17 protein-coding genes are annotated in these 26,580 nt (G+C 73.4%); 10 read left to right on the forward strand and 7 right to left on the reverse strand.

Translation table 11 applies throughout. The features are described from left to right. The first annotated feature begins 211 nt into the window (after positions 1–211). From Mco01_RS23055 to Mco01_RS23075, 5 genes are all read left to right on the forward strand, one after another. On the forward strand, positions 212–1,564 hold the full coding sequence (locus Mco01_RS23055) for an ABC transporter substrate-binding protein (RefSeq protein ID WP_204058977.1): 1,353 nt from the start codon (positions 212–214) through the stop codon (positions 1,562–1,564). A gap of 87 nt (positions 1,565–1,651) precedes the next feature. Then, positions 1,652–2,626: a carbohydrate ABC transporter permease gene (locus Mco01_RS23060; protein ID WP_204058978.1), complete on the forward strand. Its 975-nt coding sequence runs from the start codon at positions 1,652–1,654 to the stop codon at positions 2,624–2,626. Next, positions 2,623–3,516 (forward strand): carbohydrate ABC transporter permease, encoded by an 894-nt coding sequence (locus tag Mco01_RS23065; RefSeq protein ID WP_239103848.1) that lies wholly within the window; start codon positions 2,623–2,625, stop codon positions 3,514–3,516. Before Mco01_RS23060 ends, Mco01_RS23065 begins: the two co-directional genes overlap by 4 nt. 41 nt (positions 3,517–3,557) lie before the next feature. Next, a complete protein-coding gene (locus Mco01_RS23070) occupies positions 3,558–4,949 on the forward strand; it encodes a GH1 family beta-glucosidase (protein ID WP_204059023.1) in 1,392 nt (463 codons plus the stop codon). Positions 4,950–4,977: 28 nt separating this feature from the next. Then, positions 4,978–5,997, forward strand: coding sequence for a LacI family DNA-binding transcriptional regulator (locus tag Mco01_RS23075; protein WP_204058979.1), 1,020 nt, complete (start codon positions 4,978–4,980; stop codon positions 5,995–5,997). A 68-nt stretch (positions 5,998–6,065) separates the two neighbouring features. Here the strand turns inward: Mco01_RS23075 and Mco01_RS23080 are convergent, their stop codons facing one another. From Mco01_RS23080 to Mco01_RS23110, 6 genes are read right to left on the reverse strand one after another with little or no spacing between them, the layout of a single operon-like run. Continuing rightward, positions 6,066–7,367 (reverse strand): condensation domain-containing protein, encoded by a 1,302-nt coding sequence (locus tag Mco01_RS23080; RefSeq protein ID WP_204058980.1) that lies wholly within the window; start codon positions 7,365–7,367, stop codon positions 6,066–6,068. Then, positions 7,364–7,621, reverse strand: coding sequence for an acyl carrier protein (locus Mco01_RS23085; protein WP_204058981.1), 258 nt, complete (start codon positions 7,619–7,621; stop codon positions 7,364–7,366). Before Mco01_RS23085 ends, Mco01_RS23080 begins: the two co-directional genes overlap by 4 nt. Then, entirely contained in the window at positions 7,621–7,773 is a 153-nt protein-coding gene (locus Mco01_RS23090; RefSeq protein WP_204058982.1) for a hypothetical protein, read from the reverse strand. The genes Mco01_RS23085 and Mco01_RS23090 overlap by 1 nt, the downstream gene beginning before the upstream one ends. Continuing rightward, a complete protein-coding gene (locus tag Mco01_RS23095) occupies positions 7,770–7,949 on the reverse strand; it encodes an MbtH family protein (RefSeq protein ID WP_036320099.1) in 180 nt (59 codons plus the stop codon). Before Mco01_RS23095 ends, Mco01_RS23090 begins: the two co-directional genes overlap by 4 nt. Continuing rightward, the gene (locus Mco01_RS23105; protein WP_239103849.1) at positions 7,946–13,762 is read right to left on the reverse strand and encodes a non-ribosomal peptide synthetase/MFS transporter; all 5,817 of its coding nucleotides are present in this window, start codon (positions 13,760–13,762) and stop codon (positions 7,946–7,948) included. The genes Mco01_RS23095 and Mco01_RS23105 overlap by 4 nt, the downstream gene beginning before the upstream one ends. Then, positions 13,759–19,977 (reverse strand): non-ribosomal peptide synthetase, encoded by a 6,219-nt coding sequence (locus tag Mco01_RS23110; RefSeq protein ID WP_275410547.1) that lies wholly within the window; start codon positions 19,975–19,977, stop codon positions 13,759–13,761. The genes Mco01_RS23105 and Mco01_RS23110 overlap by 4 nt, the downstream gene beginning before the upstream one ends. A gap of 351 nt (positions 19,978–20,328) precedes the next feature. Between Mco01_RS23110 and Mco01_RS23115 the strand changes: the two genes are divergently transcribed. From Mco01_RS23115 to Mco01_RS23130, 4 genes are all read left to right on the forward strand, one after another. Beyond that, positions 20,329–20,742 (forward strand): hypothetical protein, encoded by a 414-nt coding sequence (locus Mco01_RS23115; protein WP_204058984.1) that lies wholly within the window; start codon positions 20,329–20,331, stop codon positions 20,740–20,742. Then, the gene (locus Mco01_RS23120; protein WP_204058985.1) at positions 20,739–22,058 is read left to right on the forward strand and encodes a GH1 family beta-glucosidase; all 1,320 of its coding nucleotides are present in this window, start codon (positions 20,739–20,741) and stop codon (positions 22,056–22,058) included. The genes Mco01_RS23115 and Mco01_RS23120 overlap by 4 nt, the downstream gene beginning before the upstream one ends. Before the next feature lie 806 nt (positions 22,059–22,864). Continuing rightward, a complete protein-coding gene (locus Mco01_RS23125) occupies positions 22,865–23,782 on the forward strand; it encodes an aldose 1-epimerase family protein (RefSeq protein WP_204058986.1) in 918 nt (305 codons plus the stop codon). Further along, the gene (locus Mco01_RS23130; RefSeq protein WP_204058987.1) at positions 23,783–24,796 is read left to right on the forward strand and encodes a phosphotransferase family protein; all 1,014 of its coding nucleotides are present in this window, start codon (positions 23,783–23,785) and stop codon (positions 24,794–24,796) included. Positions 24,797–24,980: 184 nt separating this feature from the next. On the opposite strand, the gene Mco01_RS39860 is transcribed toward Mco01_RS23130, so the two are convergent. Then, a complete protein-coding gene (locus Mco01_RS39860) occupies positions 24,981–25,115 on the reverse strand; it encodes a hypothetical protein (RefSeq protein ID WP_269750536.1) in 135 nt (44 codons plus the stop codon). A 232-nt stretch (positions 25,116–25,347) separates the two neighbouring features. Here Mco01_RS39860 and Mco01_RS23135 point away from each other — a divergent pair, with 232 nt between their 5' ends. Next, positions 25,348–26,574, forward strand: a complete 1,227-nt coding sequence (locus Mco01_RS23135) for an FAD-dependent oxidoreductase (RefSeq protein ID WP_239103850.1) — start codon at positions 25,348–25,350, stop codon at positions 26,572–26,574. Positions 26,575–26,580 lie beyond the last annotated feature (6 nt).

Below are 26,580 nucleotides of genomic sequence, written 5' to 3' on the forward strand. Positions count from 1 at the left end.
ATGTACGGTTCACCGGTCCTAACCACCCCCGGAGTAACAGTTAGGTTTCAGCATATTGACGCCCGCGTTGCTCATAGAGGACCCTTCGTGGGAGCGCTCCCAACAGTGCCCACGCACATTGAACACCCATCGATCACGGGCCGTGAAGTCGGGGACCGGCCTGGGATGCACCTCCCACGAGATTCGGGATACCACCTGAGAGGGGTCCGGAATGATTGACAACGCGCGCCGGGGCAGGATGCTGGCGATCGCCGCAGTGGCGACGCTGGCGCTCGGCGTAACCGCCGCCTGTAGCGGTTCGGGCGACAACGGCGGGACCTCTGCTTCGGGCGGGTCCTCGGCCGGCGCCGCCCCGATCACCATCACGGTGCAGACGTTCGGCGGCGGCAAGAACTTCGGCTACAAGGAGGCGGTCGACAAGTGGAACGCCTCCCACAACGACATCAAGATCAAGAATGACAACCTGACCGACCAGTTCGAGCAGGTCTACTGGCCGCAGATGATCCAGTGGCTGCAGTCCGGCGCGGGCGCCGGCGACGTCGTCGGCATCGACGAGGGCGGCATGGGCCTCGCCAAGGCACACCCCGAGTGGTGGGCCGACCTGAAGGAGTACGGCCTGGACAGCCGCAAGTCCACCTACGCGGACTGGAAGTGGCAGAACGGCATCACCGCCGACGGCAAGCTGTTCGGCCTGGGCACCGACATCGGCGGCATGAGCCTGTGCTACCGCCGCGACCTGTTCGAGAAGGCCGGGCTGCCCGGCGACCGCGACGAGGTCAGCAAGCTCTGGCCGACGTGGGACGACTTCATCAAGGTCGGCGAGAAGTTCCAGGCGAAGGTCAAGGACACCAAGTTCGTCGACGGCACCAACACGCTCTACAACGTGGTCCTGGTGCAGGAGGCCGCCAAGAACGGCAACGTCTCCTACTTCGACACGAACAACAACCTGATCGTCGACAAGAACCCCGCGGTCAAGTCGGCCTACGACTTCGCGGTGAAGATCAGCCAGGACGGCCTCACGGCCAAGCTGCGCAACTTCACCGACGAGTGGAAGACCGGCATGAAGAAGTCGCAGTTCGCGACCCTCGGCTGCCCGTCCTGGATGCTCGGCGTGGTGAGCGGTGACGACGCCGCCGGTCCCGAGCTCAAGGGCAAGTGGGACGTCGCGGCGGTTCCGGGCGGCGGCGGCAACTGGGGCGGCTCCTGGCTCGCCGTTCCCAAGCAGTCGAAGCACCCCAAGGAGGCCGCGCAGGTCCTCGACTACCTGACCGGCAAGGACGCGCAGGTCAGCGTCTTCAACTACAGCGGCAACATGCCGAGCAACACCGAGGCTCAGCAGGACCCGGCGGTCCAGGGCGCGAAGAACGAGTACTTCAACAACGCCCCGGTCGGCGACATCTTCGCCAAGTCGGCCTCCGCGCTCCAGCCGGTCTTCCTCGGCGTCAAGCACGCCCAGGTGAAGAACGCGGTCGAGTCGGTCATCTCGGCCCTCGACGACGGCTCGGTCCCCTACGCGCAGGCCTGGCAGAAGCTGGTCGACGACGCCGTGAAGGCTGCGGGCTGATCTCCACGCCCGACAGGTGAGCACCGGCCCGCCGCGGCGGCATCCCCGCCGGCGGGCCGGTCGCCTGCTTCCGCTGAAAGGTAACGCATGAGCCTGCACGTCGACGCGGGGCCGGCCGCCCGGACCCCCGCCCCTCCCCCGAGGAGGCACGGCCGCACGCGCCCGACCCGGTCCTTCCTGTCGTGGATCGACCTCAAGGCGGCGCCGTACCTCCTCATCTCGCCGTACTACCTGCTCTTCCTGCTGTTCGGCATCTTCCCCCTGGGCTTCACGCTCTACTACTCGCTCTACAAGTACGACCTCACGGGCACGACCAAGTGGACGGGGCTCGGCAACTACGCGGCCCTGCTGACCGACAGCGCGTTCTGGAACGCGGTCGTCAACACGCTCGGGATGTTCGTCATCGCCACCGTGCCGCAGATGCTGCTGGCGCTGCTGCTGGCGAACGCGCTGAACAAGCGCATCAGGGGCCGCTTGTTCGTCCGCCTGGGGGTGCTGCTCCCCCTCGTCACCTCGGTCGTCGCGGTCGCCGTGGTCTTCACCCAGCTGTACGGCCGCGACTGGGGCGTGATCAACTGGGTCCTCAGCTGGTTCGGGGTCGACCCGGTCAGCTGGAAGACCGAGCGCCTCCCCTCCTGGCTGGCGATCTCCACGATGATCGACTGGCGGTGGACGGGCTACAACGCGATCATCTTCCTCGCCGGCATGCAGACCATCCCCCGGGACCTGTACGAGGCGGCGTCCATCGACGGCGCGTCCCGCCGCCGGCAGTTCTGGCAGATCACGGTGCCGATGCTGCGGCCCACCATGATCTTCGTGATCCTGAACTCCACCATCGGCGGCCTCACGCTCTTCTCGGAGCCCACCACGTTCTACGGCGGCAACGTCCACGGCGGCACGAACAGCCAGTTCCAGACCGTGTCGATGTTCATCGTCGAGCAGGGCTTCCGGGAGTTCGACTACGGCTACGCGTCCGCGGCCGCGTGGCTGCTGTTCCTGATGATCCTCATCGGATCGTTCATCAACTTCATGCTCATCCGCCGGATCGGGGGCAACAAGTGACCACGCTCTCCGCGCCCGCAGACACCAGAAGGCGCCGCGCGAAGCCCTCGGGCGGGGTGACCAACCTCTGGACGGCGACGCCGCTGACCAAGATCGTGATCGCCGTCACGCTCATCGTGTCGGCGTTCCCGCTCTACTGGATGCTCGTCATCGCCTCCCGCACCAACCGCGAGGCCACCGACATCCCGCCGCCGTTCCTGCCGGGCGGCAACCTCGGGGCGAACATCCAGCGGGTGCTGTCCAACCCCGACGCGCACTACATGGCCGGCCTGACCAACTCGGTGCTCATCGCGTGCACGGTCACGCTCTCCGTCGTGCTGATCTCGACCTTCGCCGGGTTCGCGTTCGCGCGGCTGCGCTTCCGTGGCGGCCGGGTGCTCCTCCTGCTGGTCCTGGTCACCATGATGGTCCCGCTCCAGCAGATGGGCATCGTGCCGCTGTACCGCCTGATGGTCAGCCTGGAGTGGGTCGGCACGCTCAAGGCCGTCATCCTGCCGTACCTGCTGAACGGCTTCGGCGTCTTCCTCATGACGCAGTACACCGAGCAGGCCGTGCCGAACGAGCTCGTCGAGGCCGCGCGGGTCGACGGCGCCTCCACCCTGCGCATCTGGTGGAACGTCATCCTCCCGGCCGTCCGGCCGGGCATGGCGGTGCTGGGCATCAACACGTTCATGCTGACCTGGAACGACTTCCTGTGGCCGCTGATCGTGCTGACTCCGGACAACCCGACCGTCCAGGTCGCCATCAACTCTCTGAACGCCAAGTACGGCACGGACTACGTGCTGATCTTCAGCGGTACGGCGATGTCGATTCTCCCGCTCATCGTCGTTTTCGTCGTGTTCGGCCGACAGATCATCGGCGGACTCATGGAAGGTGCAGTCAAAGCGTGACAACGCACGGCACACGACCCGAGACAGAGATCCCGAGCCTGATGTTCCCCACGGGGTTCGTCTGGGGGGCCGCCACCTCCGCCTACCAGATCGAGGGCTCGATCACGGCGGACGGTCGGGGCACCTCCATCTGGGACTCCTTCTGCAGTCAGGCCGGCCGGATCGTCGAGGCGCACAACGCGGAGATCGCGATCGACCACTACAACCGGTACCGGGACGACGTGCGGCTGATGGCCGACCTCGGCCTGTCCGCCTACCGGTTCTCGGTCTCCTGGCCGCGGATCCAGCCGGACGGCTCGGGGTCGTACAACGCGAAGGGCCTCGACTTCTACAAGAGGCTCGTCGACGAGCTGCTCAGCTACGGCATCGACCCCTGGCTGACGCTGTACCACTGGGACCTGCCGCAGTCTCTGGAGGACGCGGGCGGGTGGCCCGCACGCGACACGTCGAAGCGCTTCGCCGACTTCGCCGCGACCGTTCACGCCGAGCTGGCCGACCGGGTCAGGAACTGGAGCACGGTCAACGAGCCGTGGTGCGCGGCGTTCCTCGGGTACGCGTCGGGTGAGCACGCCCCCGGGCGGCGCGAGCCGGAGGCGGCCCTGCGGGCGGCCCACCACCTGAACCTCGCGCACGGCCTCGCCGTCCAGGCGATGCGGGCGCAGAGCGCGGACTCGCAGATCGGCGGGTGCGTGAACCTCTACGCGATCTCCCCCGCCACCGGCAGCGAGGCCGACAGGGACGCGGCCCGGCGGATCGACGGCCTGCAGAACCGGTTCTTCCTCGACGCCCTGCTCAAGGGCGCCTACCCGGAGGACGTGCTGGAGGACCTGGGCCACATCTCGGACCTCGCGTTCATCCAGGACGGCGACCTGGCCACGATCGCCTCGCCGATCGACATGCTGCTCGTCAACTACTACAGCCGCTTCACGGTGTCCGGCGCGCCGGGGGGAGCGGCGTCGGCGGCGGCGGCGCCGACCGACTCGGGCTCGCCCTGGGTCGGCAGCGAGCACGTCGGCTTCGTCAACGGCGGCCGCCCGGTCACCGCGATGGGCTGGGAGATCGACGACGCCGGCCTGTTCGAGGTGCTGACGCGGCTGGTCGACGAGTACCCCCGGATCCCGCTCTACATCTCCGAGAACGGCGCGGCCTTCGACGACGCGCTCGGGGATGACGGCACGATCCACGACCCCCAGCGCCGGGACTACATCGAGGCGCACCTGCGCATCTGCCACGCGGCCATCGAGGCGGGCGTCCCGCTTCAGGGGTACTTCGCCTGGTCCCTGATGGACAACTTCGAATGGGCCTGGGGGTACGGCAAGCGGTTCGGCCTGGTCTACGTCGACTACGAGAGCCAGGTACGGACGCTGAAGTCGAGCGCTCTATGGTACGCCGACACCATCAGACACGGCGGGCTGCTGGGTCGGGCACAATAAGCGCAGACGCGATAAGGGGGCAGTATAGATGAACGGGGACCGCCGCTCCGGGGGACGACCGACCTTGGAGGCGGTCGCCGCCCGAGCCGGCGTCGGCCGCGGCACCGTCTCACGCGTGATCAACGGGTCGCCGAAGGTCAGCGACCGGGCCCGCGACGCGGTGCTGCTGGCCATCCAGGAACTGGGCTACGTGCCCAACCGGGCGGCTCGGACCCTCGTGACGAACCGGACCGACACCATCGCCCTGGTGGTCTCGGAGTCCGAGCAGCGCGTGTTCGACGAGCCGTACTTCGCGGGGCTGATCCGCGGCATCGGCTCCGCGCTGTCCGAGACCGGCCTCCAGCTCATCCTGACGATGGCGCAGAACCGGCTCGAGCACGAGCGCCTGGAGGAGTACCTGACCGGGCAGCACGTGGACGGGGTCCTGCTGACCTCGGTCCACGGCGCCGATCCCCTGCCCGGGCAGCTGGAGGAGATGGGCGTGCCGACCGTCCTCGGTGGCCGGCCCGTCGGGCTCAACCCGTACAGCTACGTCGACATGGACAACCGGGCCGGCGCCCGGCAGGCGGTCAAGTACCTGGTCTCCAAGGGCAGGACGCAGATCGCCACCATCGCCGGTCCGCAGGACATGGGCGTGGGTGTCGACCGTCTGGCGGGGTACCGCGACGCGCTGCTCGCCACCGGCATGACCGAGCTGGTCGCCTACGGGGACTTCTCCGAGGAGAGCGGCTCGGCGGCCATGCGCGAGCTGCTGCAGCGCCACCCCGGCCTGGACGCGGTGTTCACGGCCTCCGACCCGATGGCGGTCGGGGCGCTGCGCGTGCTCAAGGAGAGGGGCAAGGTCGTCCCCGACGACGTGGCCATCATCGGGTTCGAGGACTCGAAGGTGGCCCTGCACACCGACCCGCCGCTCACCAGCGTTCACCAGCCCACCGAGGCCATGGGCCGGCAGATGGTGCAGCTGCTGATCGCCCGCATCAACGGCGAGCCGCTGGAGCAGCCGGTCGTCATCCTCGACACGCACCTGGTGATCCGCGCCTCGGCCTGAGGCCCGCAGGTCCCGGAGGGCTCCCGCGCGTTCCCGCGCGGGAGCCCTCGCCGTCTCCCCAGGACGTGTCAGGCGAGCGCCCGCTCCACCACGGTCCGCTCCAGGGCGGGGAGGAACGCGTCGAGGTCGGCGGGGGCCACGTACCGGGTGTCCGCGGTGACCATCACCCGGAGCCGGTCCGGCTCGCCCGTCACGTGCACGCAGAAGCGGCAGTTGAGGTCGTCGAGCCCGTCCTCCGGCGCCTCCTCCGTCAGCGGCAGGGCCGCGCGGATCTCGCCGGCGTCCGGCGGCGGGCCGGCGGGCGTCACGCCCTCGGCGGGCCGCTGGTCGTTGAAGCAGCACAGCGGGTCGGCCCCGGCGAGCGTGCGGTTCAGCTCGGCCTGGTCGTAGTAGGCGTGGCGGTAGGCGCGCAGGGCCGCCGAGCGGGCCGCGTCCATCGGGTCGCCGTCGCCGGGCTCGTCGAGGACGAACAGGCCGAGCTGCGCGAGCGAGGTCACCAGGTCCCGGTCCTCGGCCCGGAACCGGTTGTTGACCAGCGGCGTCATCGCGGCGACCGGCCTGCCGGCGATCCGGCCCGCCCCGGCGCAGGCGGCGGCCAGCAGCACGGTCGAGGTGCTCACGCCGTACCGGCCGGCGAGCAGGCGGCTCGCCCGGTCGAGGGCCGGCGAGACGAGGACGGCCCGCCGGTAGCGCGGCGACCCGGCCTCCGCTCCCGTCCCCTCGCGAGGCCTGTCGAAGATCGGGCCGCCGAGCGCGTCGAGACGCTCCCGCCAGAACTCCAGGGCCCGGTCGCCGCGGGCCTTGTCGGCCGTGCCCTGCCGCGCCACCAGGTCCCGCAGCTGTCCCGGCGCACCGGACAGCGCGCCGCGCAGCAGCGCGAGCCGCAGGTCCCGCGCGACGACGTCGCCAGCGTACCCGTCGGCCGCGACATGGCAGAAGACCAGCACGACGTGCCGGACGGCGCCGTCGCGGACGGTCATGCCCGCGCGCAGCGGCCAGTCCGCGGCCGGGTCGAACCGGTCCGCGGCCAGCCGCTCGGCCAGTTCGGCCGGGGTCTCCACGGACTCGTCCGCCACCTCGACCGGTATGCCGCCGGTCCCGCCGATCACCTGGTTCGGCTCGCCGCCGCCGTCGGCCCGCACCCGCGTGCGCAGCGAGTCGTGCCGCTCGACCACCATGGCGACGGCCCGGGCCACCGTCTCGGGGGGCGGGGACCCCGCGCCCCTCGGCACCGGGACGACGCGGGTGAAGTTGAAGTAGTGGTCCCCGGCCGCCCCGACCAGGCGCATCGCGCCCCAGATCGACCGCTGCCCCCACGCGAGCGGCCCCGTCCACTCGGGGACGTCGGCGCGGAAGGGCACCGGGGTCACCGGTGGATCCGTTCGCCGACGTAGCGCGCCAGATCGTCCAGCCCCGCGAGGTGGTCGACGTACCCGGCGAGGTCGATCTCCACGCCGAACTCGTCCTCGATCGCGTCGATCAGCCGGAGCTGGGCCAGCGAGGTGACGCCGAGGGCGGCCAGCGAGCAGTCGGCCGCGGAGATCTCCGCCGCCGTGATCTCGCCGTCGCACGCCTCGGAGATCATGACCGCCAGCCGCGCGGAGAGATCGGCCTGTGTCGTCATCACGCCTCCTGGGGTTCGCCGGTCGTCCGGGCCACGCCGGCGACCGTCGGGGTGGTGGAGAACACGCCGATCGGCCGATCGACGCCGAAGTTCCTGCGGGTCCCGGCGGCCCGCGCCGCCGGGACGAACGGGTGCCGGCCCGGCGCGGTCATCCGCCCTGCCTGAGGCTGCGGGGGCGCATGTCCGTCCACACCTCCTCGATGTGGCCAAGGCACTGCTCCCGGGTGCCGTCGAACCCCTCCGGACGCCAGCCGTCGGGCACGGGCCGGTCGGCGGGCCAGAGGGAGTACTGGTCCTCGTCGTTCACCACGACGCGGTAGGTGCTCATGCTGTCTCCTTCTCGGGGGCGGGGACGGCGGCCGCCGCGACGGGGGTGCGGGCGCGGAGCGTCTCCACCCCCACGAGGTCGTCGGGCAGCGCGTCGGGCATCTCGTCGTCGAAGCGGGCGAGCACCGGGACGCGCATCGCGACCAGCGCGGTCGCGGCCATCCCGAGGGCGAGGCACACGTACAGGAAGCCGATCCCGCGGCCGGGGCCGGTGCCGATGACCAGGCCGACCGTGCCCGCCAGCGGACCGCCGCGCGCGAGCAGCGGCTCCAGCACCGCGGCGCCGTACGGCGCGACCAGGCCGAAGCCGATCGGCAGCGTCGACCAGGCGATCAGCGTGTTGAGCGCGATCACCCGGCCGTGGAACCGCTGGGGCACCTTGACCTGGATGATCGTCGCGTAGACGCCGTTCAGCAACGTCAGCCCCAGCGACATGCCGAACGAGCCGAACGCGACCAGCGCGAGGTTCGCCCGCAGGCCGGTGACGAGGCAGAACAGCGCCAGGACCAGCGTGCTCACCAGCACGCCGCGCAGACGGCGGCGCCGCGGGCCGCCCCACACCGTCATCGCGAGCCCGCCGAGGAAGACGCCGGCGCCGCCCGCGAAGGCGACCCGCCCGACGTCCGCCAGCGTCGCCTGGGCCAGGACGAGCGGGGACAGCATGAGGAAAAGCGGCGACAGGAAGACGTTCAGCACCGCGAAGTAGACGAGCATGCCGCGGAACGGCCGCCGGCCCCAGACGAGCCGGAACCCGCCCTTGATCTCGTCGAGGACCGTCTCCCTGCGCCGCCAGGCCATCGCCGCGGGGAAGCGGACCAGCAGCACGCTCAGGAACGCGACGGTGTAGCTGGCCACGTCGAAGGCGAGGATGCCCTGCAGCCCGATCGCCGCCATCAGCCCGACCGCGACGAGCGGCACCGCGAGCTGGGCGACGCCGAACGCCATCTGCACGACGCCGTTCGCGTGGCCGAGGTAGCGCTTGGGGACGAGCTGCGGGACGGCCGAGCCGTACGCGAGCCGCTGGAACGTGAGCGCGACCGACAGACAGGCGAGCAGCGGGTAGATGTGCCAGACCTGGAGGTTTCCGGTCCACAACAGCACGCCGAGCGCGAGCTGGGTGAGCCCGGCCGCGCCGTCGCCCGCGAGCATCACGCGCCGCCGGTCGTACCGGTCGACGATCGCCCCGGCCAGCGGGGACACCAGCATGCCGGGGACGAGGCCGATCACGGCGAACAGCGCGAAGTTCGCCAGCGAGCCGGTGGTGAGGTAGATCCAGACGGGCACGGCGAACTCGGTGAGCGCCGACCCGGTGATGGAGACGAGCTGGCCGGCCGCGACCAGGAGGAAGCGCCGCATGCTCGGCCGCGGCCCGCCCAGTCCCGCGCCGTCCAGGCCGCCCGGGACGGCGTGGTCCCTTTCGCCCGGCGCGGTGCGATCTCGCCCGGCCGACGTGGCGGGGTCCAGGCTGCCGAGCGCGTCGCGGGCACGTTCGCCCGATGCGGTGTGGTCCCCGTCGCCCGGCTCGGGGCGGTCCGGGCCCGGCGGTGTGTCCGGGGCTGATCCGGACCCGCTCTCCGGCACCCTGTCAGGCCCCGCCTGCGGCACCGCCTCCGGCCCGGCCGCGCCGCTCTCGGACGCGCCGTCCGGCTCCGGCCGGGAGACCGCCTGCGACGCCGGCCCCTCGGCGAGACCGAGGCGGGAGACGCCCTGGAGCCACCAGGTCGCGTCCTCGCGCCGTTCGAAACGCCCCGTGTCCCCCGACCGGATCGCGGGGTGGAGTTCGGTGACGATCCGGGCCAGCTCCTCCGCCCGATATTTCATGAAGAAGTGGCCAGCCTCGTCGAGCACGGCGGCGGCGGCCACGTCGGTGATGCGGTGCCACTCGCGGTAGCGCTCCTGGTAGAACTCCGTCGCCGGGTCGCGCTCGCCGGCGACCGCGATGACCGGGGCATTCAGCCGCTCGGCCCGCTCCTCGTACAGGCGCGTGAAGTACCGCTCGGCCTGCTTGGTGCCCTCCCGCCGGTTGCGGACGATCAGCTTCAGCTGCTCGGGGTCGAACTCGTCGGCGTCGAGCCCGGCGGCGGTGAGCGCGTTGACCATCGCCTGGTCGCCGCGGAGCCGGTCCATCCAGTCGGCCAGCCGGGCCATCCCTCCCCGGGGACGGGCGAAGGGGAAGATGCCGCCGAGGTACACGGCGTCCACCTCACGCCCGGCCGCCTCCAGCCGGCGGGCGATCTCGGCGGAGATCATCACGCCCAGCCCGCAGTGGCCGTACAGGACGAGCGGGCCGCGGACGTTCTCCAGGATCTCCCCGACGCAGCGCTCGGCCAGCTCCTCCAGCGGGATGGCCTCCTCCCCCAGCTCGTGACCGGGGACGGCGATCGAGTACAGCGCCCAGTCGTCCGGCAGCACGTCGGCCAGCGGCTTGTAGATGAGGGCGTTGCCCCCGCCGTACGGCGCGCAGACGACGGTGCCACTCGTGACGGCGCGGGCGGGGGTGAGGCGGTGCAGGAGGAAGGCGCCGCCCACGGGCTCCCCGGCCTCGAGGAGCTGGGCCAGCTCGCGGACGGTCCGGTGGCGGAACAGGTCCATGACCGTCACCGGCCGATCGGGCACCAGCTTCCGCAGCCGGGCGACGACGCGCATGGCGAGCAGGGAGTGCCCGCCGGAGTCGAAGAAGTCGTCGAGCGCCCCGACGCGCTCCACGTCCAGCACCTCGGCCCAGATCTCGGCGACCGCCCGTTCCAGGTCCGTCCCCGGCTCGGCGTAGTCCTCGGCGAAGGGGGCGGCGGCGCCGGGGTCGGGGAGCGCCGCCCGGTCGACCTTGCCGTGGGACTTCAGCGGCAGCCGGTCGAGCCGGACGAACCGGGCGGGGATCATGTACTCGGGCAGCCGTTCCCGCAGCAGGGAGCGGAGCTCCGCGTCGGCGGGCACGTCCCCGGTCAGGTACGCGACCAGCCGGTCTCCCCGCAGGACGGCCGCGGCCTGGGCGACCCCGGGCAGGTCGGCCAGGACGGCCTCGACCTCCCCGAGCTCCACCCGGTAGCCCCGGATCTTCACCTGCAGGTCCCGGCGGCCGAGGAACTGCAGCTCGCCGGACGGCAGCCATCGGGCGAGGTCGCCCGTGCGGTACATGCGGCCGCCCGGCTCGCCGTACGGGTCGGGGAGGAACCGGTCGGCCGTCAGCCCGGGGCGGCCGAGGTAGCCGCGGGCCAGCCGGTCCCCGCCCAGGTGGATCTCGCCGGGGACGCCGGGGGGCACCGGCCGCAGCGCCTCGTCCAGGACGTACACCCGGGCGCCGGGGAGCGGCCGGCCGATCGGCAGCGTCGCCCCGCGGACGTCCTCGTCCGGCGCGACGGGGTCGACGGCGAACGTGGTGACCCCCACGGTCGCCTCGGTCGGGCCGTAGTGGTTGGCCACCGCGCAGCCGCCGATGGCCGCGAGGTCGCGCGCCCACTCCCAGCCGGAGGCCTCGCCGCCGAGGAGCAGCAGACGGCGCGGCAGCAGGGCGCGCGGGTCCGACTCGGCGAGCAGCGCCGCGAGGTGCGACGGCGTGATCTTGAGGACGTCGACGTCGCGGAGCAGCGACGCGAGGTCGGGCGCGGAGGTCCGCGAGGGGACGAGGCGCAGCCGGCCGCCGGTCATCAGCGACAGGTAGAAGATCGTGACGCCGAAGTCGAACGCGAGCGACTGCAGCAGCGCGAAAGTGCCGCCGTCCGGCACCGCGAACCGCTCCCGGACGCCCGTCAGGTACGTCACGACCTCGCGGTGCTGGACGGCCACGCCCTTCGGCCGGCCGGTCGTGCCGGAGGTGTAGATGACGTAGGCGAGGTTCTCCGGCCGCACGCCGGGATCGCCGTACGTCCTGCCGCCCTCCTCTCCGGGCCCGACGACCGTCAGGTCCCGGGTGAACGGCAGTCCGGCGGCCAGGTCCGGCGTGGTCACCACCACGCGCGCGCCCGCGTCGGCCACCATGTACGCCAGCCGCTCCTCGGGCTGCTCGGGGTCGAGCGGCAGGTAGGCGGCGCCCGCCCGCAGCACGCCGAGCACGGCCTGGGCCAGCTCGGCCGACTGCTCCAGGCAGACGGCGACCCGGTCGTCCGGGCGGACGCCGAGGTCGCGCAGCCGCCCGGCCAGCGCGGCGGAGGCGGCGTCCAGCTCGCCGTACGTCATCGAGCGGTCGCCGCAGACGACGGCGACGTCGCCGGGCCGGGCCGCGGCCTGGACGGCGAGGACGTCGTGGAGCAGCGCGGGAGGAGGCGCGGCGCCCGCCCCGTCCGCGTCCGGAGCCGCGGCCGGAGGGACGGCGAGGGCCAGCGCCTCGCGCTCCTCCTCCGGCGACAGCAGGCGGAGCCGGGAGACCGGCGCGGCCGGGTCGGCGACGGCCGCGCGCAGCAGCCGTTCGAGGTGCCCCGCCATCCGGCCGACCGTCTCGGGGAGGAACAGCGCCGTGCGGTAGACGAACGCGCCGCGCAGCCCGTCCGGCGTCTCGGTGAGGTACAGCGCCAGGTCGAACCGGGTCACCGAGGTCGCGAAGGGGAACCCGGAGACCGAGGGGTCGCGCCTGCCGTCGTAGTTCTGCAGCGAGAACAGCACCTGGAAGACCGGGGAGCGGCTCACGTCCCGCTCGACCCCGAGCTCGTTGACGAGCTGGTCGAACGGCAGCTCCTGGTGGGCGTACGCGTCGAGCGCGCCGTCCCTGGTCCGGCCGAGCAGCTCGGCGAAGGACGGGTCGCCCGCGAGCCGGGCGCGCATCGGCAGCGTGTTGACGAACAGCCCGACCAGGTTCTCCAGCTCGGGGAACGCCCGGCCGCTGACCGGGGAGCCGACGGCGAAGTCGGTCTGCCCGCTGTAGCGGTGCAGCAGCGCCTGGAACGCCGCCAGCAGGACCATGTACGTCGTGGCGCCCTCGGACGCCGCGAGCGCCGCCACCGCGCGGCTGAGGTCCGCGTCGAGGTCGACCGCGAGGCCCGCGCCGGCGACGTCCTGCTCGGCGGGCCGCGGCCGGTCGCCCGGCAGCTCCAGCGGCTCGACCCCGGCGAGGGTTTCGCGCCAGTAGGCGACGTCGCGCTCGTACGCCGGGCCGGTGGCCCGCTCCCGGTGCCAGACCGCGTAGTCGCCGTACTGCACCGGCAGCTCGGGCAGCGCGACGGGCGCGCCCGACAGGTGCGCGTCGTGCAGGGTGAGCAGCTCCCTGAGCAGGATCTCGCACGACCAGCCGTCGACGACCGTGTGGTGCGCCGTGATCGCGAGCACGTGGTCGGCGTCGCCGAGCCGTACGGCGAGCACCCGGATCAGGGGGCCGGCGGCGAGGTCGAAGGGGCGGGCGATCTCGTCCTGGACGGCCTGCCGCGCCCACGCCTCCCGCCCCGCGGCGTCCGCGCCCTCCGCCTCCACGACGCGCAGCCCGAACGCCGGCTCGGGGTCCACGACGACCTCGGGCCGCCCGTCGTCCGTGGTGACGAAGCGCATCCGCAGGCTCTCGTGGCGGGCGACCACCCCCCGCAGCGCCTCCGTGAGCGCGCCGCCGTCGATCGGCCGGGTGACACGGACCGACAGCGGCACGACGTACGCGGCGGTGCCGGGCAGGTACTGCTCCAGGAACCACAGGCGCTCCTGCGCGTGCGACAGCGGCGGGACCACGCCCGCGGGCCGCGGCGTGACGGCGCTGACCGTGGTCCGGCGGCGCAGCCGCTGGGCCAGCAGCGCCCGCTTCGCCGACGACAGCGCCGGGGCCGCCTCCTGGGCTGTCCCCTGGGCTGTCTCCGGGGCGTCGTCCACCGTCTCCGGCGTCTCGGCACGGGTGCCGGTCATCGTTCCTCCATCCGCTCAAGCAGCAGCCGGGCGTCCTCGTCGCTGATCCCCTCAAGCTCCGCCACGAGCAGGTCCTCGACGGCGGCGCCGAGGTCGGCCACCGTGCGGCGGGCGAACAGCGTGCGGATCGGGATGTCCACCTCGGCCAGCGCCCGCAGCCGCGCGGCCACCCGGACGGCCAGCAACGAGTGGCCGCCGAGGTGGAAGAAGTCGTCGAACGCGCCGATGCGCCCGACTCCGAGCACCTCGGCCCACACGTCGGCGACCAGCGCCTCCGCGTCGGACCTCGGCGCGACGTACTCCCGCTCGCGCTCGGGCTCCGGCTTGGGCAGGGCGCGGCGGTCGACCTTGCCCCCGGCCGTCCGCGGCAGGGCGTCCAGCCGCACGAACACGTCCGGCACCATGTACGGCGGCAGGGCGACGGCCAGGTGCGCCCGCAGTTCCTCGGCCGTCGCGGAGCCGGCGACGTAGCCGGCCAGGATCTCGCCGGCCGCGGCGACGGCCGCCTCCGTCACGCCGGGATGGGCCAGCAGCCGGGCCTCGACCTCGCCGGGCTCGATCCGGTGACCCCGCACCTTGACCTGGTCGTCGAGCCGCCCCAGGAACTCCAGCCGGCCGTCGGCCCGCCAGCGGACCCGGTCGCCCGTGCGGTACAGCCGCCCGCCCGGCTCGCCGTACGGGTCGGGGACGAACCGGTCGGCCGTGAGCCCGGGCCGTCCGGCGTACCCGCGGGCCACCCCCGCACCGCCGATGTGCAGGTCGCCGGGGGCGCCCGGCGGCGCCGGCCGTCCGTACCGGTCGAGCACGTGGACCGAGGTGGCCGCGATCGGCCGCCCGATCGGGGGCCGTCCCCCGCCGTCGAGGTCGTCCAGGTCGTCGGCGGTGGCGATGACGGTCGTCTCGGTCGGGCCGTAGGTGTTGACGACCCGGACGCGGCCGCCGAACCGGGCCCGCCACCGGGCCAGCGGCTCGGCCGCGGCCTGCTCGCCGCCGATGACGACGAGCCGCAGCGCCTCGGGCCAGACGATCTCGCCGGCCAGGTCCGCGAGCCGCTGCCAGTACGCCGTGGGCAGGTCGAGCACGGTGACGCCCGCGTCCGCGGCCAGAAGGTCGGGCAGCGTGACGGCGCCGCCCGGCAGCAGGACCACGGTCGCCCCGGCCGCGAGGGCGGGGAAGATCTCCTCGGCGTGGGTGTCGAAGCTCGGCGAGGCGAACTGGACGATCCGGTCGCCCGGGCCCAGGCCGTACGCCTCGCGCATCCAGGCCACCCGGGCTCCGAGCCCGCCGTGCTCCACGACGACGCCCTTCGGCTCGCCGGTCGACCCGGAGGTGTGCATCACGTACGCGGCGTCCCGCGGCCGGGGTTCCTGTGGAGCCGGGGGCTCTCCGGGTCCGGGGTCCGCGGCCGGGTCGACGACCGGGATCGTCGCCGGCAGCGGCGCGTCCGGACCGGCCACGACCACGGTGGCGCCTCCGTCCGCGAGGAGCCGGGCCAGCCGCTCCGCCGGGTAGGCGGGGTCGAGCGGCAGGTACGCGGCCCCGGCGTGCCAGGCGGCCAGCATGGCGGCCACCCGGTCGGGGATCGGGCCGAGGCAGACGCCGACGACCCGGTGGCCCGTGAGCCGGGCGGCCAGCGCCCTGGCCCTGCGGTCCAGCTCGGCGTACGTCACGCGCTGGTCGCCGCACTCCACGGCGACGGCGCCGGGGGCGCGGGCGACGGTCCGCGCGACCATGGCGGGCACCGTCTGCCGTTCCGGCAGGGCGGGACCCCGCGACCAGGCGCGCAGCAGGGCCTCGTCGGCCTCGGTCAGCGCCGGGAGCGCGGAGATCGGCACGTCCGGCCGCAGCGACTCCAGCAGCAGGGCGAACCGGGCGGCCATCGACTCGACCGTCGCCGGGGCGAGCACGGCGGTGTCGTAGCCGAAGGTCAGGCTGATGCCGTCCGGATCCCGCCAGGCCTCCAGCATCAGGCCGAACTTCGCCTGGGCGAAGCCCGCCGGGAAGAAGTCGGCGTCGAGCCCGGCGAAGGACGGGCGCGGCCCGGCGTCCTGGCTGTGCAGCACGAACATCGTCTGGAACAACGGCGTCCTGCCGGTGTCGCGCTCGACGTCCAGCTCCGCCAGCAGCGCCTCGAACGGGATCTCCTGGTGCGCGAACGCGTCGAGCACCGACTCCCGCGTGCGGCGCAGCAGGTCGCGGACGGTGGGGTCGCCGTCGAGCTCGGCCCGCAGGACGAGCGTGCTGGTGAGGTAGCCGATGAGCGGATCGGTCTCGGGGATCTCCCGGCCGGCGGTGGGCGACCCGACCGCGAAGTCCGTCTGCCCGGAGTGGGCGGCGAGCAGGACCTGGTAGGCCGCGAGCAGCACCATGAAGAGCGTGGCGCCCTCCTCGCGGCCCACGGCCTCCAGGCGGTCGGCGAGGTCCGCCGGCAGCCGCAGGCCGTGGAAGGCGCCCCCCTCCGCCGCCCCGGCTCCGGCGTCCGCGGGAAGCTCGAGCGGGGGCACCCCCGCCAGCCTCTCCCGCCAGTACGCCAGGGCCTCGTCCGCCGGGGCCGAGCGCTGCCACAGCGCCACGTCGCCGTACTGCACGGGCAGCGGCGCGAGGCCGGGCTCCCCGGCGTACAGGGCGGCGAGGTCGTCGAACAGGACGTTGAGCGACCAGCCGTCCCCCGCGATGTGGTGCAGCACGACGCACAGGACGTGGTCGCCGGGGCCGAGCCGCACGACCGCGGCCCGCAGCGGCAGGGCGGCGGCCAGGTCGAACGGCGCGTTCACCCGCTCGGCGACGAGCCGCTCGGCCTCCGCCTCCGATCCCGCCTCCAGCCACTCGACGTCGCAGGACGCGGAGGCGGGCTCCACGACGGCCAGCGGACGGCCCTGGTCGTCCGGGTACCGGGTGCGCAGGACCTCGTGCCGGTCCGTCAGCGCGGCCAGCGCCCGCGCGAGCGCGTCGCGGTCGAGCGGACCGCGGAGGCGGCGGACCATGAACATGTTGTACGACGCGTCCCGGGGGTCGAGCCGGTGGAGGAACCACAGCCGTTCCTGCGCCGCCGACAGCGGGGGCGCGGTCCCCTCGGGCCGGCGCGGGACGGCGACCGGCGCGGCGCCGCCCGGCCCGTCGCCGGAGCCCAGGTGCGCCTCAAGCACGCGGGCGAGGCCCGCGACGTCCGGGTGGGCGAACAGCTCGCGCACCGGCACCCGCCCGCCGAGCCGGGCGACGACCCGGGTCGCGAGCAGCGAGTGGCCGCCGAGCGCGAAGAAGTCGTCCTCGGCGGAGACCTCGGAGACCGCGCCCAGGCCGAGGACCTCGGCGAACACCTCCGCCACGCGGCGCTCGGCCGCCGTCGCGGGGGGACGGCCCTCCCGCGTGAGCCGACGCTCGGGCGCGGGCAGCGCCCTGCGGTCCACCTTGCCGTTAGGGGTGAGCGGCAGGGCGTCCATCGGCACGAACACCGCGGGCACCATCGAGGCGGGCAGGCGCGCGGCCAGGTCGTCGCGGTCCGCCTCCCCCACCACGTACGCCACCAGCCGCTCGTCGTGCACGGCCACGACGGCCTGCCGTACCGACGGCTGCGCCTCCAGGGCCGCCTCGATCTCGCCGGGTTCGATGCGGTGGCCGCGCAGCTTGACCTGGTTGTCGGCCCGTCCGAGGTAGTCGAGCGTGCCGTCGGGCCGCGCCCTGACGACGTCGCCGGTGCGGTAGAGCCGGCCGCCCGGCGCGCCGTACGGGTCGGGGACGAACCGCTCGGCCGTGAGGGCCGGACGCCCGAGGTAGCCGGTGGCCACGCCGAGCCCGCCGATCACCAGTTCCCCTGGCACGCCGAGCGGGACCAGCTCGAGGGACTCGTCGACCACGTAGACCTGGGTGTTGCCGATCGGCCGCCCGATCGAGACGCCCCGCGGCTCAGCGGGCACCTCCCAGGCGGTGGACCAGATGGTGGTCTCGGTCGGGCCGTACATGTTGAGCAGGCGGGCGACGCGGGCGCGCAGGTCGCGGGCGAGGGCCGGCGGGAGCGCCTCGCCGCCGACCAGCGCGGTGACGCTGCGCGGCGCCGCCCCCGTGCCGGGCGCGTGGTCCGCGGCGGCCGCGTCGAGGAGCACCCGCCAGCCGGACGGGGTGGCCTGGACGTGGGTGACCCCGCTGCGCGCGATCAGCCGGGCCAGCGCGTCGCCGTCGCGTGCGGCCTCCCGGTCCGCGACGACGATCCGCCCGCCCGTCGTCAGCGGCAGGTAGAGCTCCAGCCCGGAGATGTCGAACGACAACGAGGTCAGCGACAGCCACACGTCGTCCGGGCCCGCGCCGAGCAGGCTCTCCATCGCGGTCAGGAAGTTCAGCAGCGCCCGGTGGGGCACCACCACGCCCTTCGGCCGGCCGGTGGACCCCGAGGTGTAGAGGACGTACGCCGGGTCGTCGGGGCCGGGGGCGGCGAGCGGCACGGCGGGATGGTCGCCGGGACGGTCGAGGGAGATCACCCGCACGTCGTGGGGCACCTCGCCGAGCACCTCGGCCAGCACGGCGGGCGGCACCGCGGGGTCCACGAGCAGGTGGCGGGCGCCGGAGTCGGCGAGCAGCAGCGACAGCCGGGCCCGGGGGTAGCCGGGGTCGAGCGGCAGGTAGGCGGCCCCGGAGCACATGACGCCGAGCAGGCCGGCCACGGTCGCGGGTGAGCGCTCGGCCAGCACCGCCACCACCGACCCCGGCCCGGCGCCCTCCGCCGCGAGCCGGCGGGCGATCCGGGCCGACGCCTCGCCGAGCTCCGCGTAGGTGAACCGGCCGGGGGCCGTCCCCTCCTGGACCGCCACGGCCTGCGGCGCCCGGAGCGCCCACCCGTCGACCAGGTCGAGCAGGGTGGCCGCTGCGGGCAGTGGGAGGGCGGTGTCGTTCCGCTCCCGGACCAGCAGGTCGCGCTCGGCGCCGTCCACCGGCAGCAGCCGCGACAACGGGGTGAGCGGGTCGGCGACCGCCGCCTCCAGCACGCGCAGCAGGGCGCGGCCGTACCCGGCGACCGTCTCGGCCTCGAACAGATCGGTGTTGTAGGTCAGCACGAGGCGACGCTCGTCGCCCTCGCCGAAGACGCCGAGCATGAGGTCGGTCTGCACCTGGCGGTACTCGGCGTCGACGAGCTCCACCTCCACCTCGGGCAGGGGGATCAGCGGCTCGCCCATCTCGTTCAGGACGAACAGCGTCTGGAACAGCGGCGTCCTGCTGAGGTCGCGGTCGACCTCGACCTCGGTCAGGATCCGTTCGAACGGCACATGCCTGTGCTGGTAGGCGCGGAGGGTGGCCGAGCGGGCCCGGCGGAGCATCTCCCGGAAGGAGGGGTCGCCGGACAGGTCGCCGCGCAGCACCAGCGTGCCGGCGAACAGGCCGATGAGCCGCTCGTGCTCCACCTGGTCGCGGCCGGCGGTGGCGGCGCCGACGCACAGGTCGTCCTGGCCGGAGTAGCGGGCCAGCACGGCCTGGTACGCCGCGAGGAACACCATGAACAGCGTGCACCGCTCGCGACCGGCGAAGCTCCGCAGCTCGGCCATGAGATCCGGGGGCAGCGGGAGCGTGTGGTCGTCGCCCGCGGTGGTGCGGACGGCCGGGCGTGGCCGGTCGGCCGGGAGTTCGAGCACGGGAGCGCCCGACAGATTGGCGCGCCAGTAGTCCAGCGAGGCCGGGTCGGGCTCGGCCCGCTCGGCGGCGATGTCGAGGAAGCGCGCGGCCAGCGGCGGAAGCGGCGACGGCTTGCCCTCCGTGTGGGCCGTGTAGAGGGCTCCCACCTCGTCGAGGAACACCTTCAGCGACCAGCCGTCGCAGACGATGTGGTGGAAGACGAGGCAGAGAACATGCTCGCGGGGGCCGAGGCGGATCAGCGCGGCCCGCAGCAGCGGCCCCTCGGCCAGGTCGAACGGCCGGTTCGTCCGCTCCTCGATCAGCCGGGGGACGTCCTCGGCCGCGGCGGTGAGATGCTCCACGCGGAACCGCCCGGGCGGCTCGACGACCTGGACCGGCCGCCCCCCGTGCCCCGCCTGCCCGGGAAAGCGCGCCCGCAGGGGCTCGTGCCGGTCGACCACGTCCCGTACGGCCCGGTCGAAGGCGGCCGCGTCGAGCGGGCCGGTCAGCCGCGAGGTGTTGAAGACGTGACTCGACGGATCGCCGGGCCGGAGCCGGTCCAGGAACCACATGCGCTCCTGTGCCGCGGAAAGAGGACGTGCGTCGTACTGCCCCATGCGTCGGTACCCCTGTCAGGCAGGTGGATCTCGCGTCAGCAGATGTTCAGCAATTAATCATGGTGCGGCTGAGGCCTGAGCGCGACCCATGGCCGGGCGGGAGAGAGGGTGAGCCGGTCACAATCGTGAGGCGTGTGGGAACGCTCCCACCGCGCGATCAGGCTAAGGATTACGAACGGTTCACGTCAAGATGTCACACGCGTTTCCCGCTTTATAGCCCTTGACGTGCTTTTATGTGCATTTATCCATTCACGCGACACTCGCGCCATAAGGGTGGGTGTTGACAGGATCGGGGGCGGTTCCTACGCTCTTGGGAGCGCTCCCACAGGCGCGTCCCGCCTGGAGGCCATCGTGACCGAGATCCGGGTGCCCGAACTCACCGACGGCGTGAGCCGGCGCCTCGTGGCGTGGCTCGCCGAGGCCGGCGACGCGAGCGAGAGCCACCCCCGCCCCGTGCCGGAGACGTGCGCGGCCACCCCTCTGGTCACCTTCCGTGACGTGAGCGCTGACGGCGCGCGACGCACCGTCCCCGCCGGCGTCTCCCCCACCGGAAACCGGGCAGGCATCCGGACGGTCCCGGCGGCGTTCGCCGCGCCGCCGCGGGAGGCGGCCGCGACGGACGGCGGCCTCGCCGTGCACCGCGTCGTCCGCCTCGCGCCCGCCCACGCCAACCGCATGATCAACGGCCGCGTGGCCGCACACTTCCTCGGCGCCGCCGGACGCGCGCCCGAGGCATCACCGATCCCCACCCAAGGAGACTCATGAACGCCCTGCGGTTCCCGGACGACTTCGTGTGGGGTGCGGCGACATCCGCCTACCAGGTGGAAGGCGCCACAGGCGAGGACGGCCGGGGGCCGTCCGTCTGGGACACCTTCGCCGCCGTGCCCGGCAACGTCAAGGACGGCGACACCGGGGACCCGGGCGCGGACCAGTATCACCGGTACGGCGAGGACATCGAGCTCATGGCCGACCTGGGCCTCGACAGCTACCGGTTCTCCGTCGCCTGGCCGCGGGTCCAGCCCACCGGCACCGGCAAGCCCAACCAGAAGGGGCTCGACTACTACCGGCGGCTGGTCGACGGCCTCGCCGAGCGCGGCATCCGTCCGATGGCCACGCTGTTCCACTGGGACCTCCCCCAGGAGCTCCAGGACCGGGGCGGCTGGGAGAACCGGGACACTGCGGCCCGCTTCGCCGACTACGCCGAGATCGTGTTCGACGCGCTGCCCATCCGGGACTGGCTGACGATCAACGAGCCCAAGACGGTCGTCGAGTGCGGGTACCGCTTCGGCAGCCACGCCCCCGGCTTCACGGACGACGGGCGCGCCTTCGTCGCGCTCCACCACCTGCTGCTCGCCCACGGGCTCGCCTCCCAGGTCCTGCACGAGCAGCACCGGGGACGCCGTATCGGCCCGGCGCTGAACCTCCACCCCACCTACCCGTCGGACGACACCCCGGAGGCGCTGGAGGCGGCCCGGCACCAGGACGGCCTGGAGAACCGGGTCTACCTCGACCCGATCTTCAAGGGCTTCTACCCGGAGGACACGCTGCGCTGGATCTCCGAGCGCAGCCCGATGCGCGAGCACATCCTCGAGGGCGACCTCGTCACGATCAGCGAGCCCATCGACATCCTGGGCGTGCAGTACTACACCCCGGTCTTCGTGGACGGCTCCGGGGAGCGGGTGTTCCTGCACGAGAAGGCGCAGGCCGACTGGCTGGAGATCTACCCCGAGGGCATGTACGACATCCTGGCGCGGCTCACGCGGGACTACCCGTCCGTCCCGATCGTCATCACGGAGAACGGCCTGCCCACGCTCGACGTCCCGGGCCCGGACGGCCATGTCCGCGACGAGGGCCGGATCTCCTACCTCCGCGACCACCTGACCGCCATGCACCGCGCCATCGGGGAGGGCGCCCGGGTCGAGGGCTACCACGTCTGGTCGCTGCTCGACAATTTCGAGTGGGCCGAGGGATACAGCCAGCGGTTCGGCATCGTGTACGTCGATTACGAGAACCAGCGGCGCATTCCGAAGGACAGCGCCCTGTGGTTCCGTGAGGTCGTGAAGAGCGGCGAGTTGCGCTGACGCTTTTCCGGGGTTTTTCCCGGCCGTATTCCTGATCACGTTCCGGCGGGGCCTCGCCGGCGGTCCGCCGCCGGCGAGGCCCCGCCGTCCCACTCGTGCCCCGGCCCTCCCGGCGCCCCGGCCCTCCAGGCGCCCGGGGAGGCCCCGCGACCGCACGCCGCCGGCCCGTCCGACGGCCTGCCCACCGGCGGTCTACCCTGCGGCGGTCTGCCCGCCGGCGGCCGGGCCGCCGGCCGCTTCCGCGTGCCCTCGTGCTGGTGTGCCGTCGTGCCGACCAGGACGGGGCGAGGCTCGGGGTGGCCGTGGGAGGCGGGGCCTGCCTTCTGCCAACGGGACGTCGCGGCGAGCGGGCGGGGCGTCCGCGGGAAACGTTTCGGCCTACCGCCGAGGCGACGTCGCGGCGAGGGGCGGGGTGGCCGCGGGACCGGTCTTCTGCCGACGGGGCGTTGCGGCGAGGGGTAGGGCGGCGGTGGACGGGATGCGCGGCCGACGGGGGTGTGCGGCGCGGGGCGCCGGGCGGGCCTGCCGTAGAAGGGGAATGGTCGTGCCGCCGCCCGTTTTGAAAGTTTCACCCCGCGGAGCGCGTCCGGCCCGCCCTGACGGTAATTCGCATTTCCGCTCGGCCGCGAATCGAGTGGAGATGGACCGCTCCCGGAAACAATTCCGGGAATTGGTTGACGCCCCGGCCGGAAAGGCTTAACTTAGCCCGCTATGGGAGCGCTCCCACACTCCGAGGACCCGGCGTGGATCAAGGCCGGTGAGCTGGGATAAAGTCCCTGCCGTACCGCGAAATGTCCCGTTTTCCGATGTCGCGTCAGCGAGAGGACTCCCCCGTGCCCGACTACACACTTCTCGGCGGCGGCTATCAGGCCGTGGTCAGCGAGCTGGGCGGGGCCCTGCGCGCGCTGCGCCACGGCGACCGCGACCTGGTGGCGAGCTGGCCGGAGGGCGGCCCGATCCCCTACTACAGCGGGACGATGCTCGCCCCCTGGCCCAACCGCGTGGTGGGCGGCACGTACGCCTTCGGGGACGGGCGGCACCGCCTGCCGGTGAACGAGCCCGAGCGCGGGCACGCCCTGCACGGGCTGGTCGCCGGCGTCCGGTGGGAGTGCGCCGAGGTGCTCTCGGTCGAGGACGAGCACGGCCACGTGCGACTGACCCGGACGATCGAGCCCGTCGAGGGATACCCGTTCCGGATCGCCCTCGAGGTCCGCCACGCGCTGTCCCCCGCCGGCCTGACGACGACGCTGACCGCGCAGAACGTCGGCGACTCCCCCGCGCCGTACGGCTGCGGGCCGCACCCCTGGCTGCTCGCCGGGCCGGACGTCCGCGAGTACGAGCTCGACCTGCCGGCCTCCCGGGTGCTGCTGACCGACGAGACCCTCGCCCCGACGGAGTCGGCCGGCGTGGCGGACACGCCGTACGACTTCCGCCGGGCGCGGCTCATCGGGGAGACGGCGGTCGACCACGCGTTCACGGAGATCGCGACCGGCCGGGTGACGGTGCGGGGACCGGCGGGCGAGGTCGAGATGACGTGGGACGCGACGGCGCTGCCGTGGGTCCAGATATGCACGGGAACGGGCCTCGGCCACGAGGGGCTGGCCGTGGAGCCGATGACGTGCCCGCCGGACGCGTTCAACTCGGGCGTCGACCTCATCGTCCTGCAGCCCGGGGACAAGCACGAGGCCACCTGGACCATCTCCGTCCCGGGCCGGGACGCCTGAATGGACAGCAGGACGAAGCGGCGGATGTCGGCCGCCGAGCTGGACGCGCTCGCCCTGGAGGCCCTGGGCAGCGGGGTGGTGTCGTCGCAGGAGCTGGCCGACGGGTTCGCCAACGCGGTCTGGCGGCTGGAGCTGGAGGACGGCAGGGCCGTCGTGCTCAAGGCCGGGCCGCCGCCGGGGCTGCGGCTGCTCACCTACGAGCGCAACCTGCTGCGGACCGAGGCGATGGTCTACCACCTGGCGGAGCCGGCCGGGCTGCCGATGCCGCGGCTGATCCACGTCGCCTTCGACGACCCCCGGCTCGACGGCGACTACCTGATCCTGTCGGCCCTGGACGGCGTCCCGTGGAACCGGGCCTCGCTGACCCCCGCCGAGGAGGGGGAGCTGCGGTTCGAGCTGGGACGCCACCTGGCCGCCCTCCACGCGATCCCCGGCTCCGACGTGTACGGCTACCCCTACGCGGGGCTGACCGGGCCGACCTGGCGCGAGGCCTTCCTCGTGATGATCGGCGCCATGCTGGACGACGCCGTCCACTACGGCACCCCCCTGCCCGCGTCGATCGTGGAGATCGCGGGGCTCGTGCACACGAACGCGGCCGCGCTCGACGAGGTGACCGTGCCGGCGCTGGTCCACTTCGACGTCTGGCCCGGCAACGTGTTCCTCACCCCCGACAAGCGGATCCAGGCGCTCATCGACCACGAGAGGGCCTTCTGGGGCGACCCGCTGGCCGACTTCGTGACGCCGACGATCTTCGGGGAGCTCCGCGAGGACGACCCGCTGGTGACCGGCTACCGGTCGGCCGGGGCGCTCCTGGACCTGACGGGCGGAGCCGTGACCAGGATGGCCCTCTACCGGGTCTACCTGTACCTCATCCTGCTGGTGGAGAACGGCCCGCGGCAGTATCCGGAGGAGTCGTACGCCCGCATCCGGGACCTCGCCACGCAGGCGCTCGCCCGCTCGCTCGACGTGCTGCGCTCCCGCCGCCCCCAGCCGGGCCCGGGCCTGCGCGTCTGACGTCCCGCCCGCTCGTTCCCCGCTCGCCCTCGGCCCGTACGGCCGGGGGCGCGGCCTTCCGGACCCCGGACGGCTCGGGCGACGCGCATGGGCACGGGGGAACCCTGAAGGTCCTGGGGCCTACCGGAGGTGGACGCCCGGTCGGGACCCACGTTCCCGGCGGCCTGAGGGCCGGAGAACGCGGTCAGGCGTCGAGCGTGAGGGAGCCGCCGCAGCCGTTGTTCGTGTGCGGCTCGGAGTCGCCGGTCGCCGCGACAGCGGCGGGAGCCCCGACCGTCAGGGCGGCCGCCAGGGACATGGCCATCACGGCCGCCGTCACGCGCAGCGCTCCGCGAGCCGAGACGTCACCACGCACGGGAACCCCCACAGTCGGACGACAGAGATCACCACGCTAGCGCCCGGGGCACGAGCCCGCCAGGCCCAAAAGCGCGGCCGGACGGGGCACGAGCCCGCCAGGCCCAAAGCGCGGCCGGATCGGACCCCGGCTCACCCCGGGGGTCGTCTGGCACCCCGGGCCGCCGGCGTGAGATGATTTCAGCGGGTGATGAATTATGCGGACCACATGTGTGATCGCGGGCGGCGGGCCCGCGGGAGCCGTACTCGGGCTGCTCCTCGCCCGGGCCGGGGTCGACGTGACGCTGCTGGAGAAGCACGCGGACTTCCTGCGCGACTTCCGCGGGGACACGATCCACCCCTCGACGCTGCAGGTGCTGGACGAGCTGGGGCTGGCCGACGACTTCCACCGGCTGCCGCACCGCAAGGCGTACACGATGAGCCTGGAGACCGACGACGGCCGCGTCATGCGCGTCGCGGACCTGCGCGAGCTGCACGGGAAGTACCGGTACATCGCCTTCGTCCCCCAGTGGGACTTCCTCGACCTCGTCACGGCGCGGGCGAGCAAGTACCCCAACTTCCGGCTGGTGATGAACGCCGAGGTCGTCGACCTGCTGCGGCGGAACGGCGCGGTCAGGGGCGTCCGCTACCGCGACGAGAGCGGCGCCGAGCACGAGATCGAGGCGGTCCTCACCGTGGGGGCCGACGGGCGGGGGTCCGACGTCCGGCGCGCGGCGGGGCTGGCGCCGCGGGAGTTCGGCGCGCCGATGGACGTCGTGTGGTTCCGGCTGCCGCGGGAGCCGGACGACCCCGACCAGCCGTTCCTCCGGGCCTCCAGCGGCCACCTCATGGTCGCGATCAACAGGGAGACCTACTGGCAGCTCGCCTACGTCATTCCCAAGGGCGGCTTCGACCGGCTCAAGGAGCGGGGCGTGGACGACCTGCGCCGGACGGCCGTCCGGCTGATGCCGTTCCTGGACGGGCGGGTCGCCGAGCTGCGCGACTTCGAGGGGGTCGGCTTCCTCCGCGTCGCCGTGAACCGGCTCGGCCGCTGGCACCTGCCGGGCCTGCTGCTGATCGGGGACGCCGCGCACGCCATGTCGCCGATCTTCGGCGTGGGCATCAACCTCGCCGTGCAGGACGCGGTCGCGACCGCCAACATCGTCGGCCCCGCCCTGCTGCGGGGGGAGGCGCCCGAGGCCCTGCTGGCCCGGGTCGAACGGCGCCGGACGCCGCCGACGGCGGTCACCCAGGCCGCCCAGCGGATCGTGCAGCGCGTGCTGATCCGCCGGGCGCTGGAGTCCCGGCCGCTGCGGCTGCCCACGGCCCTTCCCCGGCTGCCCCTCGTCCGCCAGGCGGCCCGGCGGTTCCTCGCGTACGGGGTGCTCCCCGAGCACGTACGTCTGCCGTCATCTCAAAATGGATCTCAGCAAATGGACACGTGAGGGGTG

Source organism: Microbispora corallina (genome assembly GCF_016863035.1).
Taxonomy (GTDB): Bacteria; Actinomycetota; Actinomycetes; order Streptosporangiales; family Streptosporangiaceae; genus Microbispora; species Microbispora corallina.